Source organism: Kribbella sp. NBC_00482, assembly GCF_036013725.1.
In the GTDB taxonomy this organism is placed as follows: Bacteria; Actinomycetota; Actinomycetes; order Propionibacteriales; family Kribbellaceae; genus Kribbella.
Genome location: NZ_CP107881.1, coordinates 8,426,961 through 8,442,196, shown reverse-complemented (window position 1 = coordinate 8,442,196; position 15,236 = coordinate 8,426,961). Strand labels below are relative to the sequence as shown.

Below are 15,236 nucleotides of genomic sequence, written 5' to 3'. Positions count from 1 at the left end.
GCATGACCAAGATCCTTGCGCGCGGCGGCCGGGCCAGTGGGTACCTGGCGATCCGGTACGTGCGGTCGCTGCTGCTGTTGCTGGCGCTGCCCAACGCCCTGCTGCTCGGCTGGCTGATCCCCGCCTTCACCGGCGGTCTGGTGCGACTCGCGAACAGCGAGCGGTACCGCGCAGCGAAGTACCTCGGCCTGCCGCAGGCCGAGGAGCTGCCGCCGGCACTGCCACGGCAGCCGGGAGACGTCATGACGTTGTTCCGGGACAAGTCGTTCAAGCGGAGCCTGCGCTGCCTGCTGATGCCGGTGGTGATGATCCCGGAGCTGCTCGTCGCGGTGATCGCTGTGATCGGTGTGCCCTCGGCGGTGCTCAGCATGCTGCTCTGGAAGCTTGATCCGGGGAACTTCAGCCTGATGGGTCTTGGTGTCGACAGCTGGTTGAAGGCGCTGACCCTCGGCCCGCTGCAGGTCGGCACCAGCCTGTGGTTCCTGGGACGGGTAGCGCCCGCTCTGGCCCGTGGCCACGCCCGGACTGTGCTGAGGGGACTCGCGCCGAGCCAGGAGCAGCTGGAGACAGCCCAACTGGAGCAGCGCGTCGAAGAGCTCACGAAGAGCAGGGCCGGTGCTGTGGACTCCCACGGCGCAGAGCTGCGCCGTATCGAGCGAGACCTGCACGACGGTACGCAGGCACAGCTGGTGTCTTTGGCGATGCGGATCGGCGTTGCCAAGCAGATGATGGCTGACGACCCTGAGCGGGCCGCGAAGCTACTGGACGACGCCCGTGACGGCGCAGAGCAGGCCATGACGGAGCTACGCGGCGTACTGCGAACCATGTACCCACCGATCCTTGCGGACCGCGGTCTGGCCGGGGCGGTCTCCGCACTGGCCGCCCGCTGCCCGCTACCGGTTGAGCTTCGCATCGGTGAGCTGGGCGAGGTCCCGGCAGCAGTGGAGGCCGCTGCGTACTTCGTGGTCGCGGAGTCTCTCACCAACATCACCAAGCACAGTGCTGCGGGACATGTCGGCATACAGCTCGAGCGACGCGGTACTGAGCTCTACCTGGCGGTCACGGACGACGGGATCGGTGGAGCGCGAGTCAGCGAGCAGTCCGACCTGCTGGGCCGGGGGAGTGGCCTGCATGGCATGCTCCATCGCGTGCAGGCGATCGACGGTCACATGGAGCTGAGCAGTCCGATCGGCGGGCCGACCACCGTCGAGGTGGTCCTTCCGTGCGGGTGATCATCCTCGAGGACAACCCGATCCTCGCCGAGGGCCTGAGCCTGCTGCTCGACAACTCCGGCTTCCAGGTCGCCGCCGTCGCCACCGACGCGGACGAGTTCGCCAAGGCGATCGACGAACACCCGATCGACATCGCCATCGTCGACGTACGGCTGCCACCGACCTTCACCGACGAGGGCCTGCGCGCCGCGATCGAGGCCCGCCGCGTCCGGCCGGGGCTGCCGGTGCTGGTGTTCTCGCAGTACGTCGAGGAGGTGTACGCCGCCGAGCTACTGGCAGCCGGCAGCGAAGGGGTCGGCTACCTGCTGAAGGACCGGGTGTCCCGCGTCGACGAGTTCCTGGAAGCGGTACGCCGGGTTGCGGCCGGAGGGACTGTGCTGGACCCAGAGGTGGTCAGCCAGCTCATGGTGAAGCGGAGCAGCCCGCTGGACCGGCTCACGCCGCGCGAACGCGAAGTACTGGCACTGATGGCCGAGGGCCTCGGCAACACGGCGATCGGGGAGAAGCTGGTCATCTCCGACGGTGCCGTGCACAAGCATGTCGGCAACGTGTTCCTGAAGCTCGACCTGCCGCCGACCGACTCCGGCCACCGCCGTGTGCTGGCCGTTCTCGCCTACCTCGGACTCTGAGCCCTTGACGCGCCTGACAACGTAGGCCACTCTCAACCTGAGAGCGCTCTCATCCACCGAACCGCCCCTAGGTGAGGAGAGTTCCGATGAAGGTCCTACTGGCCGCCGTACTCACGGCGGCTGTCCTGACTGTGCCCGCGCAAGCGCTGGCAGCACCAGAGCCGCTGGCTGTGCCCGGCCAGTCTGCTGCCATGCAACGTGACTTCGGGCTGACCGAGCAGCAGATGCAGCAGCGCCTGGCAGCCGAGACCTCGGCCGCCAAGCTGTTGCCCGCGGCCCAGAAAGCGGCCGGCGCCGCATTCGGCGGAGCCTGGCACGACGCGGCCACCCAGAAGCTGGTCGTCGGCGTGGTCGGCTCGGCGCGTGCGGCCGCCGTACGCGCCACAGGTGCGCAAGTGGCCGCCGTACCGGTGCCGGCGAAGGCGTTGGATCAGCAGAAGGCAGTCGTCGACAAGCTGGCCGGCAAAGCGGTGCCTGCTGCGGTCAGCGGCTGGGCGGCCGACCCGCGGACGGGCAGCGTGGTGATCAACGTCCAAGCAGGCAAGCGTTCCCAGGCCGTCGACGCGTTCGTCGCCAAGATCGCGAAGGCCGGCGCGGTCACGGTCAAGGAGGTCGCGACGCAGGCGCCACGCACCTACGCGGCCGGCACCGTCGGCGGTGACCCGTACTACGTCAGCAACATCCGCTGCTCGATCGGCTTCTCGGTGTACGGCGGCTACGTCACCGCCGGCCACTGCGGCCGCAGCGGCGTGGTGCGCGGCTGGGACGGCACGGACCAGGGCTCGTTCCAGGGCTGGTCGTTCCCGGGCAACGACTACGCCTGGGTGGCCACGGGTTACGGCTGGTGGACCGTGCCGGTCGTGCTCGGCTGGGGACAGGTGAGCGACCAGCTGGTCCGCGGGTCGTGGGAGGCGCCGATCGGCTCGTCGGTGTGCCGGAGCGGTTCGACGACGCACTGGCACTGCGGGGCGATCCTGGCCAAGAACGAGACGGTGAACTACGGCAACGGTCAGCTGTTCTACGGCGCGACCAAGACCAGCGTCTGCGCCGAGGGCGGTGACTCCGGTGGGTCGTTCATCACCGGTGACCAGGCGCAGGGCGTCACGTCCGGCGGCTGGGGCAACTGCAGCAGCGGCGGAGAGACGTGGTTCCAGCCGGTCAACGAGATCCTGCAGGCGTACGGCCTGACTCTGCACACCGCCTAACGGACTTGTGGGATCCCCTTGTGCGCAAGGGGATCCCACAAGTCTCAGCAGATCGGTACGCCGGGCAGCTGGGCGTTCGGATCGGCGATGTAGATGTTGCTGATGAAGCCGTTCTGGTCACGCAGCTTCGACCACCAGTTGTTGGTGTAGCCCTCGGCGTTCACGGTGTCGCCCTGCTTCTGGCAGAGCACCCACACCGAGGTCGGTCCGCCCAGCGTGGTCACGACCGGCGAGCTCAGGTGCGCGTCGGAGCGGACGTTCACGCCGGAGCCCCAGGTCATGTAGTTCTTGCCCGGGCCGGAGCAACCGTTGTCGCTGGTGAGGAAGTAGGACCCGTACGAGCCCGGGTAGGCCAGTCCGGACCCGTTGATCACGATGTTCTGGCCGACGCCGTTGAGCAGTTGCTCGTAATGGATGTGCGGACCGGTGGAGTTGCCGGTACTGCCGGTGACACCGATCTGCTGGCCCTGCGAGACCTGCTGGCCGTTGGCGACGGAGTAGGCGGACAGGTGGAAGTAGTAGGTCTTCCAGCCGCCGCCGTGCTCGACGGCGATGTAGTTGCCGGCGCCGCTGGGCTGCGAGAAGCGGTACGCCGTACCACCGGCGGACGCGAGTACCGGCGTACCGTTCGTCGTCCCGCCGTCGGAGCGGATGAAGTCGAGAGCGCGGCGGACCTCACCGGAGTGGTGACTGTAGGTCCAGCGTTGGCCACACGGGAACGGGGCCTTGAAGTTCGGCGCGGCCTGCGCCTGCGTCGGCACCGCCACCAGGGTGGCGGCGCCGAGCAGGAGCGCGGCGAGTACTGCGAGGATCCTTCTGGGCGGCATGAGGCTCAGTGTCAGCCGTCAAGCAGCAACCTTCAACGGTTTGCGCCTGTAGTTAATTGTCAGGCGGATTCGTCCGGAACCGGCTCCAGTTTCGGGGCCTCTTCCTTCTTCGTGGCCAGCGAATCGATCAGCTGCTTGGCCAGCGCGAAGCCTGAGCCGCCCATCGTGATCGTCTTCACCAGGGTGTCCTCGATGCCCTGGGCACCGTTCAGCACGACCATGTTGCCGACCTTGTCGAACGAGCTCGCCGCGGCGGTGACGATCGCCGGGTAGGCCTCGGCCAGCTGCTGCGCGACGACCGCCTCGGTGTTGGTGGCCAGCGCCTCGGCGCGCGCCTTGATACCTGCCGCCTCCGCCATCGCCTTGGCCTGTACGGCGGACGCCTCGGCCTTACCGTTCAACTCCGTGGCCTTCGCCTGCGCCTCACCACGCAGCTGGACCTCCCGGGCGTTCGCCTCGGCAGCCGCGATCTGCGCGTCACGGGCCGCCTGGGCCAGCGTGCGCTGCCGGTACGCCTCGGCGTCGGCCGGCTTGAGCACCGTCGACTCCAGCTGCTTCTCGGACAGCGAAGCGTTCAGCTTGGCGGTCTCCGTCTCGGCGACGACGACCTGCTGGCGGGCCAGTGCCTCGGCCAGCGGACCGGACTGCGACGCCTTCGAGTTCGCCTGGTCGACCTCGGCCTGGTAACCGGCCTGGGCGATCGAGCTCTCCCGGACGGCCGCGGCCTTCTTCGCGGCGGCGGCCTGCTCGCGTTCGGTCGCCTCCCGGTCCCGCTCGGCCTGCGCGATCCGGGCCGCGGCCTCGACCGCGGCGGCCTGCGGACGGCCGAGGTTCTTGATGTAACCGGACTCGTCGTCGATCTCCTGGATCTGGAGCGAGTCGACCACGAGGCCGAGCTTCTCCATGTCCCCGGCCAGCGAGCCGCGGATGTTCGTGGTCAGCGTCTCCCGGTCGTGCAGCATCTCCTCGACCGTGGTGGAGCCGACGATCGCCCGCAGGTGACCCGCGAACAGTTCGTGGATGGTGCCCATCACTTGCTCGTCGCTCTGCTCCAGGAACCGCCGGGCGGCGTTCGCGATCGAGCCGTAGTCGTCGCCGACCTTGTACGCCGTGACGCCCTTGATGTGCAGCGGGATGCCCTGGCTGGACACGCAGGTCACGGTCAGCGGCGTCGCGCGGATGTCCAGCGGCAACCGCCGTACGGTCTGGAAGCCCGGGAGAACCGCGGTGCCGCGGCCGACGACGATCTTGAAACCGAGGGTCTCGTTGACCTGCTCGGTGCTCGAGTGCGCGCCGAGGCCGGAGATGATCAGAGCCTCGTTCGGCTCCGCCACCCGCCAGACCATCCGGAACAGGAGCAGAAGGACGACCAGCGCGATCGCCGCGATGATCAGGTACGTCCAGAGCATTTCCCCTCCAAGGGAACGAAATTAGATGGCGCGAGCGACGTACACGGTGCGGGGTGGGTCGAAGTCGACGACGACGACCTGCGTCCCCACCTCGAGCACCTCGTCGGTCGCCGGGTAAGCGTAGAAGGCCTCGGTGGCACCCCGGACCGGCAACATCACTTCGCCGACGATCCCGGGTGCGATCCGGCCGATCACCCGCCCCCGCTTGCCTACCATGTTGCCCCTCCGACGTACCGCTGCTGCTCTGGGTTCCGCAGCTTACATCGGAGCTTCAGCTGCCCTTTCAGCCGCGGACCGCGCCTTCCGTCGCGCCCTTGATGAACTGGCGGGCGAAGATCGCGAACACGATCACCAACGGGATCATCGCGAGCAACGCGCCGGTCATCACCATGCTGTAGTCCACACCGTGCGAGCGGTTCAGTGTCGACAGGGCGACCTGCAGCGTCACGTGGTCCGGGTTGGTCAGCACGATCAGCGGCCACATGTAGTCGTTCCAGGAACCGACGAACGTGAAGATGCCGAGGAACGCCAGCGCCGGGCGTGCCGACGGCAGCGCGACGTGCCAGTACGTTCCGAAGAAGCCGCAGCCGTCCAGGGTCGCGGCCTCGATCAGCTCGTCGTGGATCGAGTTCTGGAAGTACTGCCGCATCCAGAAGATGCCGAACGCGTTCGCCGCGCCCGGGATGATCAGCGCCTTCAGCGAGCCGACCCAGCCGAGGATCGCCATCGTCTGGAACTGCGGTACGGCGGCCAGTTGCGCCGGCAGCAGCATCGTCGCCAGCAGAATCACGAACAACGCGTTCCGCCCCGGGAACCGGAACTTGGCGAACGTGAACGCGGCCAGCGAGTCGAAGAACAACACCAGCAGCGTGGTCGAGACCGCCACGACAACGGTGTTCGCCATCGACTGGAAGAACGCGACGTTCTCGAACACCTGCCGGACGTTGTCGAAGAAATGGCCGCCGAAGCCGAACTTCGGCGGGAACCGGTAGATGTCCGCGGTGGTGTTGGACGCCATCACGATCGTCCACAGGAACGGGAACATGAACACCAGCAACGCCAGGATCAGTGCCCCGTGCAGCGCGAGCCCGCGCAACCGGTACCGCGTCATCGGTCCTCACTCCGTCCACGGAAGATCCGCCAGTTGATTGCCGTGAACAACAGCACGAGCGCGAAGATGCTCAGCGCGATCGCGGCGGCGTACCCGTAGTCGTTGTCCAGGAACGCGGACCGGTAGAAGAACAGCACCACGGTCATCCCGCTCTGCCCGGTGCCGCCGCTGTTGCCGACCATCACCTGCGGCTCGGTGAACGTCTGCAGTCCGCCGATCGTCGACATGATGACGGTGAACAGTACGACGGGACGCAGCTGCGGCAACGTGATCGAGAAGAACGTCCGTACCGCTCCCGCCCCGTCCACCTTGGCGGCCTCGTACTGGTCCTTCGGGATCGCCTGCAGACCGGCCAGGTAGATCAGCGTGTTGTACCCGACCCACTGCCACACGATCATCGTGGAGATCGCGATCTTGATACCCCACGGCTGCCCGAGCCAGTCCTGCTGCGGGATGCCGAGCGACCGCAGCGCGGCGTTCACCAGGCCGAAGTTCGTGCTGAAGATCGAGCTGAAGAAGATCGCCATCGCGACCAGCGACGTGACGTTCGGGATGAAGTACGCGATCCGGTAGACGTTGGTGAACCGGACCGCCGACTGCAGCATGACCGCCAGCAGCAGCGCGAGCACCAGTGTCGGGACCGTCGACATCAGGAACAGTACGACGGTGTTCTCCAGCGCCGTCCAGAACGTCGGGTCCTTGACCAGGAACGCGAAGTTGTCCAGCCCGGTGAACTTGCGGGCGCTCAGGCCGTCCCAGCGCTGGAACGCCAGCACGATCGTGGACAGCATCGGGTACAGCCCGAACACCGCGAACAGGACGTAGAACGGTGACAGCGCCAGGTAGAACCGCCAGTACGACCAGATCCGCCGCCTGGCAGGCGTTGTCGTCAGCGTGCTGGTGGGCACGGTCGCCGTAGCGGTCACTGCACCCCCTGCCGTTTGGCGATCGCCTTCGCCTTCGAGACGGCGGCGGACCACGCCGCGTCCGAGGTCTTGGCACCGGTCTGCACGGTCTTCAGCTCGTCGTGGAACGGCGCGGCGACCGAGTCGTCGAACGGGCTCTGGTACGCGACCGGGATCTCCTTCGCGGCCGGGCCGAAGACGTCGATCGGGACCTGGCCGCCGAAGAACGTGTCGGCCGCCTTGAGCTGCGGCTTGTCGTACGCCGCCGGCGTCGACGGGAAGATCTGCGCGTCGGCGAACGCCTTGGCCTCGTTGTCGGCGCTGAGCATGTACTTGATCACGTCGAACGCCTTCTGCGGGTCGGCGGCGTTCTTGGTGATCGCGAGGAACGAGCCGCCGAAGTTCGCCGCACCGCCCGGGGTCGGCGCCAGCCGCCACTTGCCCGCGGTCTTCTTCACCGCGGACTTGATGTCCAGCGCGACCCAGGCCGCCCCGATGTGCGCGGGCACCGTGCCCTGGTCGAGACCGGCGTTCCAGTCCGGGGAGCCGCTCGGCGTCTTGCCGTCGATCTTCATCGTCATCGCCTTGACCGAGGTGTCCCAGGCCTTGCGGATGTGGTCCTGGTCGCCGATGAACTTGTTGTCCTTGGAGATGTACCGCTCGGTGCCCTGGCCGATGACCATGTCGTAGAGGTCGGTGGCGTCCCAGACCAGCAACGCCTTCGGGTTCTTCGCCTTCAGCTGGACACCGGCGGCGAAGAAGTCGTCCCAGGTCTTCAGCTGCTCGCCCACCTTCGCGGGGTCGCTCGGCAGCCCGGCCGCGGCGAAGACGTCCTCGCGGTAGTACAGCGCGGTCGGGCCGACGTCGATCGGCAGACCGATGACCTTGCCGTCCAAGGTGGTGGCCTGCTTGACCTTCCACTCCAGGTAGTCGCCGAGGATCGAGTCCGCGCCGACGGTCTTGAGATCCACGAACCGCTCGGCCTGGGGCAGCAGCGACGCGATGTCCTCGCCCTTCAGACCGGTGATGTCCGGGATCGACGTACCGCCGTTGAAGGTGGTGATCAGCTTCTGCTTGAAGTCGCCGCCGATCTCGGAGTACTTGATCTTCGGGTCCGGGAAGTGCGTGATCGTGTCGTCCAGCACCGACTTGCCGAGACCGCCCGGCCAGCACCACATGGTGAGCTCGGTGGCGGCGTTCTTCTTGGCCGGCGTACCGGTGCTGTTCATTCCTGACGAGCAGCCGACCAGCGACCCGCCCGCTACGGCTGCGAAGCCCCCGAGCAATGTCCGACGTGAGAGCTCCATGGTTCTACCTTCCTGAGTGTGCGCTGATCAGCGCCTGGAGGTGGTGGTCTTCGGTATGCGCGGCCTGCCAGGCCACGAGGTCGGCCCAGCGTGGTGCGGCGTCCGCGCCGCCGAGCCGGGTCACGGAGAGCGCCGCGGTGAGTGCGGCGAACCGCACGCGCTCGGCCAGTGGCAGGTCCCAGAGCGTGGCGGCGATGAAGCCGGCGGCGAACACATCACCCGCCCCGGTGGTGTCCGCCGCCGGGACCGCATACGCAGGTACGGCGACCTGCTCGCCAGTACTCGCGTCGAGCGCAGTGGCGCCCGCAGCACCGTTGGACACGACCACCAGCGGCACCTGCTCCGCCAGTTGGCGCATGGCCTGCTCTGGTGAGTCCGTCCGCGTGTAGTGCATGGCCTCGTCGGCGTTCGGCAGGAACACGTCGCAGTGCTGGAGCTGGTCGAGCACTGCCGGGTCCCACTGCTCGGTCGGGTCCCAGCCGACGTCTGCGAACACCACGCTGCCGGCCGCCTTCGCTTTCGCCAGCCACTCGTTCGGCCAGGGTCCGATGTGGGCAGCGACGGCTCGAGCGGCCGGCGGCGTGGTGATCAGCTCGTCGGCCGACAGCAGGGGAGGGGTACCCCGCGTGACCAGTGCCCTGTCGTTGTCGTAGGCAAGGGCCACAGTGAGGGGCGTCTGCCAGCCGGCGAGTCTGCGGGAGAGTCTCAGATCGATGCCCTCGGCGGTCAGGTACGTCCAGACCCGGTCGCCGTCGGGGTCCGCCCCGAAGGCCGCGGCCATGCCGGTCCGCAGACCGAGCCGGGCGAGCGCGACCGCGAAGTTCGCGATACCGCCCGGGCTCTCGTGCGACTCGGTGGCCCAGACCTCGGTGCCGGGACGCGGCGCAGTGGGCAGGCCAAGCACCAGGTCCTGGAAGACCAGACCGGACACCACTACGTCCAGCTCATGCATGCTGCGCCACACTCCTGCAGGCTCGATCAAACTCGTTCACGAATTTAAAGTGGGTTGCGCAAGATCCGCAATACCTGATCAGAAGATTGACTGAGAATGACGGAGTTTGCGTGATACGGTCTCTCTGTGTTGCCGAAGCAGCGTCAGGATCAGATCGTCCGCGCGCTCCGGGCCGACGGGGCCGGGGGCGTCAAGGTGCTGGCCGGGAAGCTCGGGGTCAGCGAGGCCACCATCCGGCGCGACCTCGAGCAGTTGCACGCCGAGGGTCGCCTGACCCGTGTGTACGGCGGAGCGCTCGCGGTCGACGGCGGTGACGAGCCGTTCGCCGACGTGAACGCCGTACATGCCGAGGAGAAGGACCGCATCGCGCGTCGTGCTGCCGAGTTGGTCGCCGACGGCGAGTCGGTGCTGCTGGACATCGGTACGACGGCACTCCGGGTCGCACAGCACCTGCACGGGCGGTCGTTGACCGTGGTGACCAGCAACCTCGCCGTACTGGAGGAGCTGCAGTACGACGAGCAGATCGAGCTGATCGTGCTGGGCGGATTCGTACGGCGCAGCTACCGGTCGCTGGTCGGCTACCTGACCGAGGAGAGCCTGCGGCAGATCCACGTCGACTGGCTGTTCCTGGGGACCAGCGGGGTCCGGCCGGACGGACGGGTCATGGACAGCACGATGATCGAGGTGCCGGTCAAGCGGGCGATGATCAACGCCGCCGACCGAGTGGTCCTGCTCGCCGACCGGACGAAGTTCCCGGGACACGGTGTCGCCCGGGTGTGCGAACCGGGGGAGCTCTCGATGGTCGTGACCGAGGCTGACTCCGACAAGGCAACCCGTGTCCAACTGACCGAAGCAGGAGTAGAGGTGGTTCTGGCGTGAAGCTGACGATCCTGGGTGGGGGCGGCTTCCGGGTTCCGCTCGTGTACCACGCGTTGCTCGGCGACCGCGGGGCCGGACGGGTCACGTCGGTCGTTCTCTATGACACCGATCAATCGCGCCTGTCCGCCATCGCCGCGGTGCTGCGTCAGCAGGCGGCAGGCGTCGATTCGCCTCCTTCCGACCCACCCGTCGTGACTGCGACGACCGACCTCGACGAGGCGTTGCGGGGCGCCGATTTCGTCTTCTCGGCGATCCGGGTCGGCGGGCTCGAGGGGAGGACCGTCGACGAACGGGTCGCCCTGGGTCTCGGCGTACTGGGGCAGGAGACCGTCGGCGCCGGCGGGATCGCCTACGGGCTGCGGACGCTGCCGGTCGCCGTACAGATCGCTCAGCGGATCGCGGCGGTCGCTCCGGACGCGTGGACCATCAACTTCACCAACCCGGCCGGCATGGTGACGGAGGCGATGATTCCGTACCTGGGCGACCGGGTGATCGGCATCTGCGACTCCCCGTCGGGGCTGGGGCGCCGAGCGGCTCTGGCACTCGGGGTGGACCCGTCTACCGCGTTCTACGACTACGCCGGCCTGAACCACCTCGGCTGGCTGCGCGGGCTCCGCTCCGGTGGAGTGGACCGGTTGCCGGACCTGCTGCAGTCGGCTGAGGCGCTGGCCTCCTTCGAGGAGGGTCGGCTGTTCGGTGTGGACTGGCTGCGGTCGCTGGGGTCGATTCCGAACGAGTACCTGCACTACTACTACTTCGCGCGCGAGACGCTGGCCGCCGTACAGGGGGTGCGGCAGACGCGTGGCACGTTCCTCCTGGGGCAGCAGTCCGCGTTCTACGCCGAGACCGGGCAGCATCCCGAGCAGGCGTTCGAGCTGTGGCAGAAGACGCGGGCCGAGCGTGAGTCGACGTACATGGTGGAGAGCCGTGAGGTCGCGGACGCGGGGGAGCGGGACGAACGCGACATGGCGGCCGGTGGGTACGAGCAGGTCGCGCTGTCGCTGATGCGGGCGATCGCGCACAACGAGCGGGCCTCGCTGATCCTGAACGTCCGCAACCGCGGCGTACTGCGCCATCTCGACGACGACGCCGTGGTGGAGATCCCCTGCACGGTGGACGCCAACGGGGCACTGCCGGTGACCGTGTCGCAACTGACCGACCACCAGGCCGGTCTGGTGAGCGCCGTGAAGGCCGTCGAGCGCGCGACGATCGAGGCCGCCACCACAGCCTCCCGGGCCACTGCTGTGAAGGCCTTCGCCTACCATCCGCTCGTAGACTCGGTGACGGTCGGCCGCAGTCTGCTGGACACGTACGTCGAGCAGCTCCCGAACCTGGCGTACCTACGCTCCTGAGGCCAATTGGTTGGGCAGCCTAGTTTCTGGCAGAATGGCCTGCTGAGTCCGTCCAGGTTCTGTGCAGCCCTCTAACTCCACTGCCCGGCCGGCCCATCGAGCTGGCACTGTGTTGTCCCCACGACGCGTCGTGCAGTTCATCAAGACAGTAATTTCCAAGGGAGACCCCACAAACGTGGCAGTCAAGATCCGTTTGAAGCGCATCGGCAAGAAGCGCACCCCGCACTACCGCATCGTCGTCATGGACGCCCGCACCAAGCGGGACGGCCGGGCGATCGAGGAGATCGGGATCTACAACCCGAAGACCGAGCCGTCGTTCATCCGCGTTTCGTCGGAGCGGGCGCAGTACTGGCTGGGCGTCGGCGCGCAGCCGAGCGAGGCCGTCGAGGCGATCTTCAAGGCCTCCGGCGACTGGCAGCAGTTCAAGGGCCTGCCGGCTCCGGCGCCGCTGCGGGTCAAGGAGCCGAAGCGGGACAAGCAGGAGATCTTCAACGAGGCGCTGGCCGAGGCCCACGGCTCGCTGAAGACCGAGGCCGTCACCGCCAAGAAGGCGGCGAAGAAGGCTCCGAAGTCCGACGACACCGCGAAGGTCGAGGCCGCCGTCGAGGCGCCGAAGGCCGACGAGGCTCCGAAGGCTGAGAAGGCGGACGACGCGAAGGCTGAGGCCAAGGCCGAGGCGCCGAAGGCCGACGAGGCTGCGGCCGAGACCACCGAGGCCTGACGATGATGGAGACCGAGGCGCTCGAGCACCTGGTCCGAGGCATCGTGGACAACCCCGACGACGTCAACGTCCGGGCCCGGAACCTGCGGCGTGGCCGCACCCTTGAGGTGCACGTCCACCCCGACGACATCGGCAAGGTGATCGGCCGCAACGGCCGGACCGCCACCGCGATCCGCACCGTCGTCGGCGCCCTCAGTTCCGAGTCCTCGCTGCGCATCGACTTCGTCGACGAGTTCAACAAGCGCCCCCGGCGCTGACTCGGTAGTCCACAGCAGTCCTGTGAGGGGCCGCACCCGGTCTGGGGTGCGGCCCTTCATCTCGTACAAAGGAGTAATGCAGGTGTTGGTGACTGTCGGGCGGATCGGCCGCGCACACGGGATCAAGGGCGAGGTCGGCATCGACGTGCGTACCGACGAGCCGGATCGCCGGTTCGCCGACGGCGCGACCGTCGTGACCGATGCCAAGGTGCCCCGGACGCTGACCATCGCCTCGAGCCGCTGGCACAGCGGGAAGTTGCTGGTGAAGTTCGCCGACGTGCCGGACCGGACCGCGGCGGAGCAGTTGCGCAACCTGGTCGTCCAGTCCGAGATCGACGCCGACGAACGCCCGCAGGACCCGGAGGAGTACTACGACCGCGACCTGGTCGGCCTCGCGGTCCGCACCACCGACGGCGCCGACGTCGGCGAGGTGACCGACGTCGTCCACCTGCCGTCGCAGGACCTCCTGGAGATCCGGCGTACCGCGGGCAACCTCGTGCTGGTCCCGATGGTCGAGGAGCTCGTCCCGGAGATCGACATCGACAAGCGGTACGTCGTCGTGGCGGACCGCCCCGGCCTGCTCGACCCCGAGGGCGCAGAGGTGGTCCAAACCGAGTCAGGAGACTGACATGCGTCTGGACGTCGTCACGATCTTCCCGGAGTACCTGGCCGCCCTCGACGTCTCCCTGGTCGGGAAGGCTGCCAAGAGCGGCCTCCTGGACATCCACCTGCACGACCTGCGCGAGTGGACCCACGACCGCCACCGGACCGTCGACGACACCCCGTACGGCGGGGGAGCGGGCATGGTGATGAAGCCGGAGCCTTGGGGACAGGCCCTGGATGCGGTCGCCCCCGTTGACGGTCCCTCGCAGCCGCGGCTGATCGTGCCGACCCCTGCAGGCCGGCCCTTCACGCAGGAGCTCGCGTACGAGCTTGCCGCCGAGCCCTGGCTCGCGTTCGCGTGCGGCCGGTACGAAGGCATCGACGCGCGTGTGGCGTCGTACGCCGGCGAGCGGATGCGCGTCGACGAGGTGTCCATCGGTGACTACGTGCTGAACGGCGGTGAGGTCGCCGTACTCGTGATGGTCGAGGCAGTCGCTCGCCTGCTGCCCGGCGTGATCGGCAACCCGGAGTCGCTGGCGGAAGAGTCACACTCGGGCGACGGCCTGCTCGAGTACCCGGTCTACACGAAGCCGCCGAGCTGGCGCGGGTACGACGTACCTGAGGTCCTGCTGTCCGGCAACCACGGCCTGATCGCCGACTGGCACCACGACGAGTCGGTACGGCGTACTGCGGAACGCCGGCCGGACCTCCTGGCAGCGTGGGGCGATGTGGTCGCTCAGAAGGAGGACGCCACCTCGGCGGTCCGCCTGCTGCCCGCTACGGCTGCTGACGCAGGCGAGATCCACGTGCTGCAGCTGGCCGCGTTCCTGTCCGAAGCGCAGCTGTACGACGACTACACGATTCCGCCGCTGACGGACGACGCTGCCGCGACTGCGGCCCGTCTGGAGCGCGGGACCGTCCTGAAGGCCGTCGCCGGCACCCGCATCGTCGGATCAGTCCAGCTCCTGGTCGACGACACAGTCGGACAGATCGAGCGACTCATCGTTGCCCCCGACTGGCAGGGCCGCGGGCTCGGTGCCCGCCTGCTGCGTGCCGCGGAGCAGGTGGCTCCCGCCGAGGTCACGTCGTACGCGCTGAACACGGGTGCCCTGAGCGACCGGAACCTCGCCCTGTACCGGAAAGCGGGCTACCGGGAGCTCAGCCGGGAGCCCCAGACGCCCAAGGTCGACCTGGTCCGGCTCGGTAAACGCAGACGCCGTAAGTGATCACCCTCCGCGGTCGACGGCACCGGATTTCGTCACCGTGTGGGGCGTGTGGCAAGATTGTCTGTTGCTGCCCTTCGGTGCTCCTGCCACAGGGGGTGACCACCGCAAGGCAGCATTTTGATGACTCTCACCATCGACATTTTCGTGGGTGACCTGTGGCACGCGCGAGGAAGAGACACCTGATGAGCAACATCCTGAACGAGCTCGACAACGCGAGCAAGCGCGACGACATCCCGGCCTTCCGCGCCGGTGACACCGTGAACGTGCACGTGAAGGTCGTCGAAGGAAACCGGTCCCGCGTCCAGGTGTTCAAGGGTGTCGTGATCCGCCGCCAGGGTGGTGGCCTGCAGGAGACCTTCACGGTCCGCAAGGTCAGCTTCGGCGTCGGCGTCGAGCGGACCTTCCCGCTGCACACCCCGATCGTCGACAAGATCGAGGTCGTGACCCGCGGAGACGTCCGCCGCGCCAAGCTGTACTACCTGCGCGAGCTGCGCGGTAAGGCGGCGAAGATCAAGGAGAAGCGCGAAGTCCCGGCCTCCTGACGCCTGTAACGACGACGGTCACCTATGGCGCCGAGCACTGCGACTCGCGCTCGCCCTCGGCCGGCATCGACGAGGGCAC

At 67.9% G+C, this 15,236-nt stretch carries 17 protein-coding genes; 10 read left to right on the top strand and 7 right to left on the bottom strand.

Annotation, left to right across the window (positions count from 1 at the left end; all coding sequences use genetic code 11):
* The first annotated feature begins 2 nt into the window (after window positions 1-2).
* The 3 genes from OHB24_RS40585 to OHB24_RS40575 all read left to right on the top strand — a co-directional run bounded on the left by OHB24_RS40585 (window position 3) and on the right by OHB24_RS40575 (window position 3,066).
* Window positions 3-1,232, top strand: coding sequence for a sensor histidine kinase (locus OHB24_RS40585; protein WP_327636286.1), 1,230 nt, complete (start codon window positions 3-5; stop codon window positions 1,230-1,232).
* Complete coding sequence (locus tag OHB24_RS40580; protein WP_327636285.1) at window positions 1,223-1,861, top strand: response regulator transcription factor; 639 nt, start codon at window positions 1,223-1,225, stop codon at window positions 1,859-1,861. Before OHB24_RS40585 ends, OHB24_RS40580 begins: the two co-directional genes overlap by 10 nt.
* An 86-nt stretch (window positions 1,862-1,947) precedes the next feature.
* Complete coding sequence (locus OHB24_RS40575) at window positions 1,948-3,066, top strand: S1 family peptidase (protein WP_327636284.1); 1,119 nt, start codon at window positions 1,948-1,950, stop codon at window positions 3,064-3,066.
* 44 nt (window positions 3,067-3,110) lie between these two features.
* Here the strand turns inward: OHB24_RS40575 and OHB24_RS40570 are convergent, their stop codons facing one another.
* The 7 genes from OHB24_RS40570 to OHB24_RS40540 all read right to left on the bottom strand — a co-directional run bounded on the left by OHB24_RS40570 (window position 3,111) and on the right by OHB24_RS40540 (window position 9,577).
* Window positions 3,111-3,893 carry a M23 family metallopeptidase gene (locus tag OHB24_RS40570; protein WP_327636283.1) on the bottom strand — a complete coding sequence of 261 codons (783 nt, stop codon included), beginning with the start codon at window positions 3,891-3,893 and terminating at the stop codon, window positions 3,111-3,113.
* A 59-nt stretch (window positions 3,894-3,952) separates the two neighbouring features.
* Window positions 3,953-5,302, bottom strand: coding sequence for an SPFH domain-containing protein (locus OHB24_RS40565; protein WP_327636282.1), 1,350 nt, complete (start codon window positions 5,300-5,302; stop codon window positions 3,953-3,955).
* A gap of 21 nt (window positions 5,303-5,323) precedes the next feature.
* On the bottom strand, window positions 5,324-5,518 hold the full coding sequence (locus OHB24_RS40560) for a hypothetical protein (protein WP_130387656.1): 195 nt from the start codon (window positions 5,516-5,518) through the stop codon (window positions 5,324-5,326).
* A 67-nt stretch (window positions 5,519-5,585) separates the two neighbouring features.
* On the bottom strand, window positions 5,586-6,413 hold the full coding sequence (locus OHB24_RS40555; RefSeq protein ID WP_327636281.1) for a carbohydrate ABC transporter permease: 828 nt from the start codon (window positions 6,411-6,413) through the stop codon (window positions 5,586-5,588).
* Window positions 6,410-7,339: a carbohydrate ABC transporter permease gene (locus OHB24_RS40550; RefSeq protein ID WP_327636280.1), complete on the bottom strand. Its 930-nt coding sequence runs from the start codon at window positions 7,337-7,339 to the stop codon at window positions 6,410-6,412. Before OHB24_RS40550 ends, OHB24_RS40555 begins: the two co-directional genes overlap by 4 nt.
* The gene (locus tag OHB24_RS40545; protein WP_327636279.1) at window positions 7,336-8,625 is read right to left on the bottom strand and encodes an ABC transporter substrate-binding protein; all 1,290 of its coding nucleotides are present in this window, start codon (window positions 8,623-8,625) and stop codon (window positions 7,336-7,338) included. The genes OHB24_RS40550 and OHB24_RS40545 overlap by 4 nt, the downstream gene beginning before the upstream one ends.
* 4 nt (window positions 8,626-8,629) lie before the next feature.
* On the bottom strand, window positions 8,630-9,577 hold the full coding sequence (locus OHB24_RS40540; protein ID WP_327636278.1) for a carbohydrate kinase family protein: 948 nt from the start codon (window positions 9,575-9,577) through the stop codon (window positions 8,630-8,632).
* A 126-nt stretch (window positions 9,578-9,703) separates the two neighbouring features.
* Here OHB24_RS40540 and OHB24_RS40535 point away from each other — a divergent pair, with 126 nt between their 5' ends.
* From OHB24_RS40535 to rplS, 7 genes are all read left to right on the top strand, one after another.
* On the top strand, window positions 9,704-10,456 hold the full coding sequence (locus tag OHB24_RS40535; RefSeq protein WP_327636277.1) for a DeoR/GlpR family DNA-binding transcription regulator: 753 nt from the start codon (window positions 9,704-9,706) through the stop codon (window positions 10,454-10,456).
* Window positions 10,453-11,808: a 6-phospho-beta-glucosidase gene (locus OHB24_RS40530; protein WP_327636276.1), complete on the top strand. Its 1,356-nt coding sequence runs from the start codon at window positions 10,453-10,455 to the stop codon at window positions 11,806-11,808. Before OHB24_RS40535 ends, OHB24_RS40530 begins: the two co-directional genes overlap by 4 nt.
* Before the next feature lie 175 nt (window positions 11,809-11,983).
* Window positions 11,984-12,529 (top strand): 30S ribosomal protein S16, encoded by a 546-nt coding sequence (rpsP, locus tag OHB24_RS40525; RefSeq protein ID WP_327636275.1) that lies wholly within the window; start codon window positions 11,984-11,986, stop codon window positions 12,527-12,529.
* Between the two features lie 5 nt (window positions 12,530-12,534).
* Window positions 12,535-12,786 (top strand): RNA-binding protein, encoded by a 252-nt coding sequence (locus OHB24_RS40520; protein WP_327641166.1) that lies wholly within the window; start codon window positions 12,535-12,537, stop codon window positions 12,784-12,786.
* Between the two features lie 82 nt (window positions 12,787-12,868).
* Entirely contained in the window at window positions 12,869-13,414 is a 546-nt protein-coding gene (rimM, locus tag OHB24_RS40515; protein WP_327636274.1) for a ribosome maturation factor RimM, read from the top strand.
* Window position 13,415: 1 nt separating this feature from the next.
* On the top strand, window positions 13,416-14,615 hold the full coding sequence (gene trmD, locus OHB24_RS40510; protein WP_327636273.1) for a tRNA (guanosine(37)-N1)-methyltransferase TrmD: 1,200 nt from the start codon (window positions 13,416-13,418) through the stop codon (window positions 14,613-14,615).
* Window positions 14,616-14,797: 182 nt separating this feature from the next.
* A complete protein-coding gene (rplS, locus tag OHB24_RS40505; protein ID WP_130387668.1) occupies window positions 14,798-15,157 on the top strand; it encodes a 50S ribosomal protein L19 in 360 nt (119 codons plus the stop codon).
* Window positions 15,158-15,236: the final 79 nt, after the last annotated feature.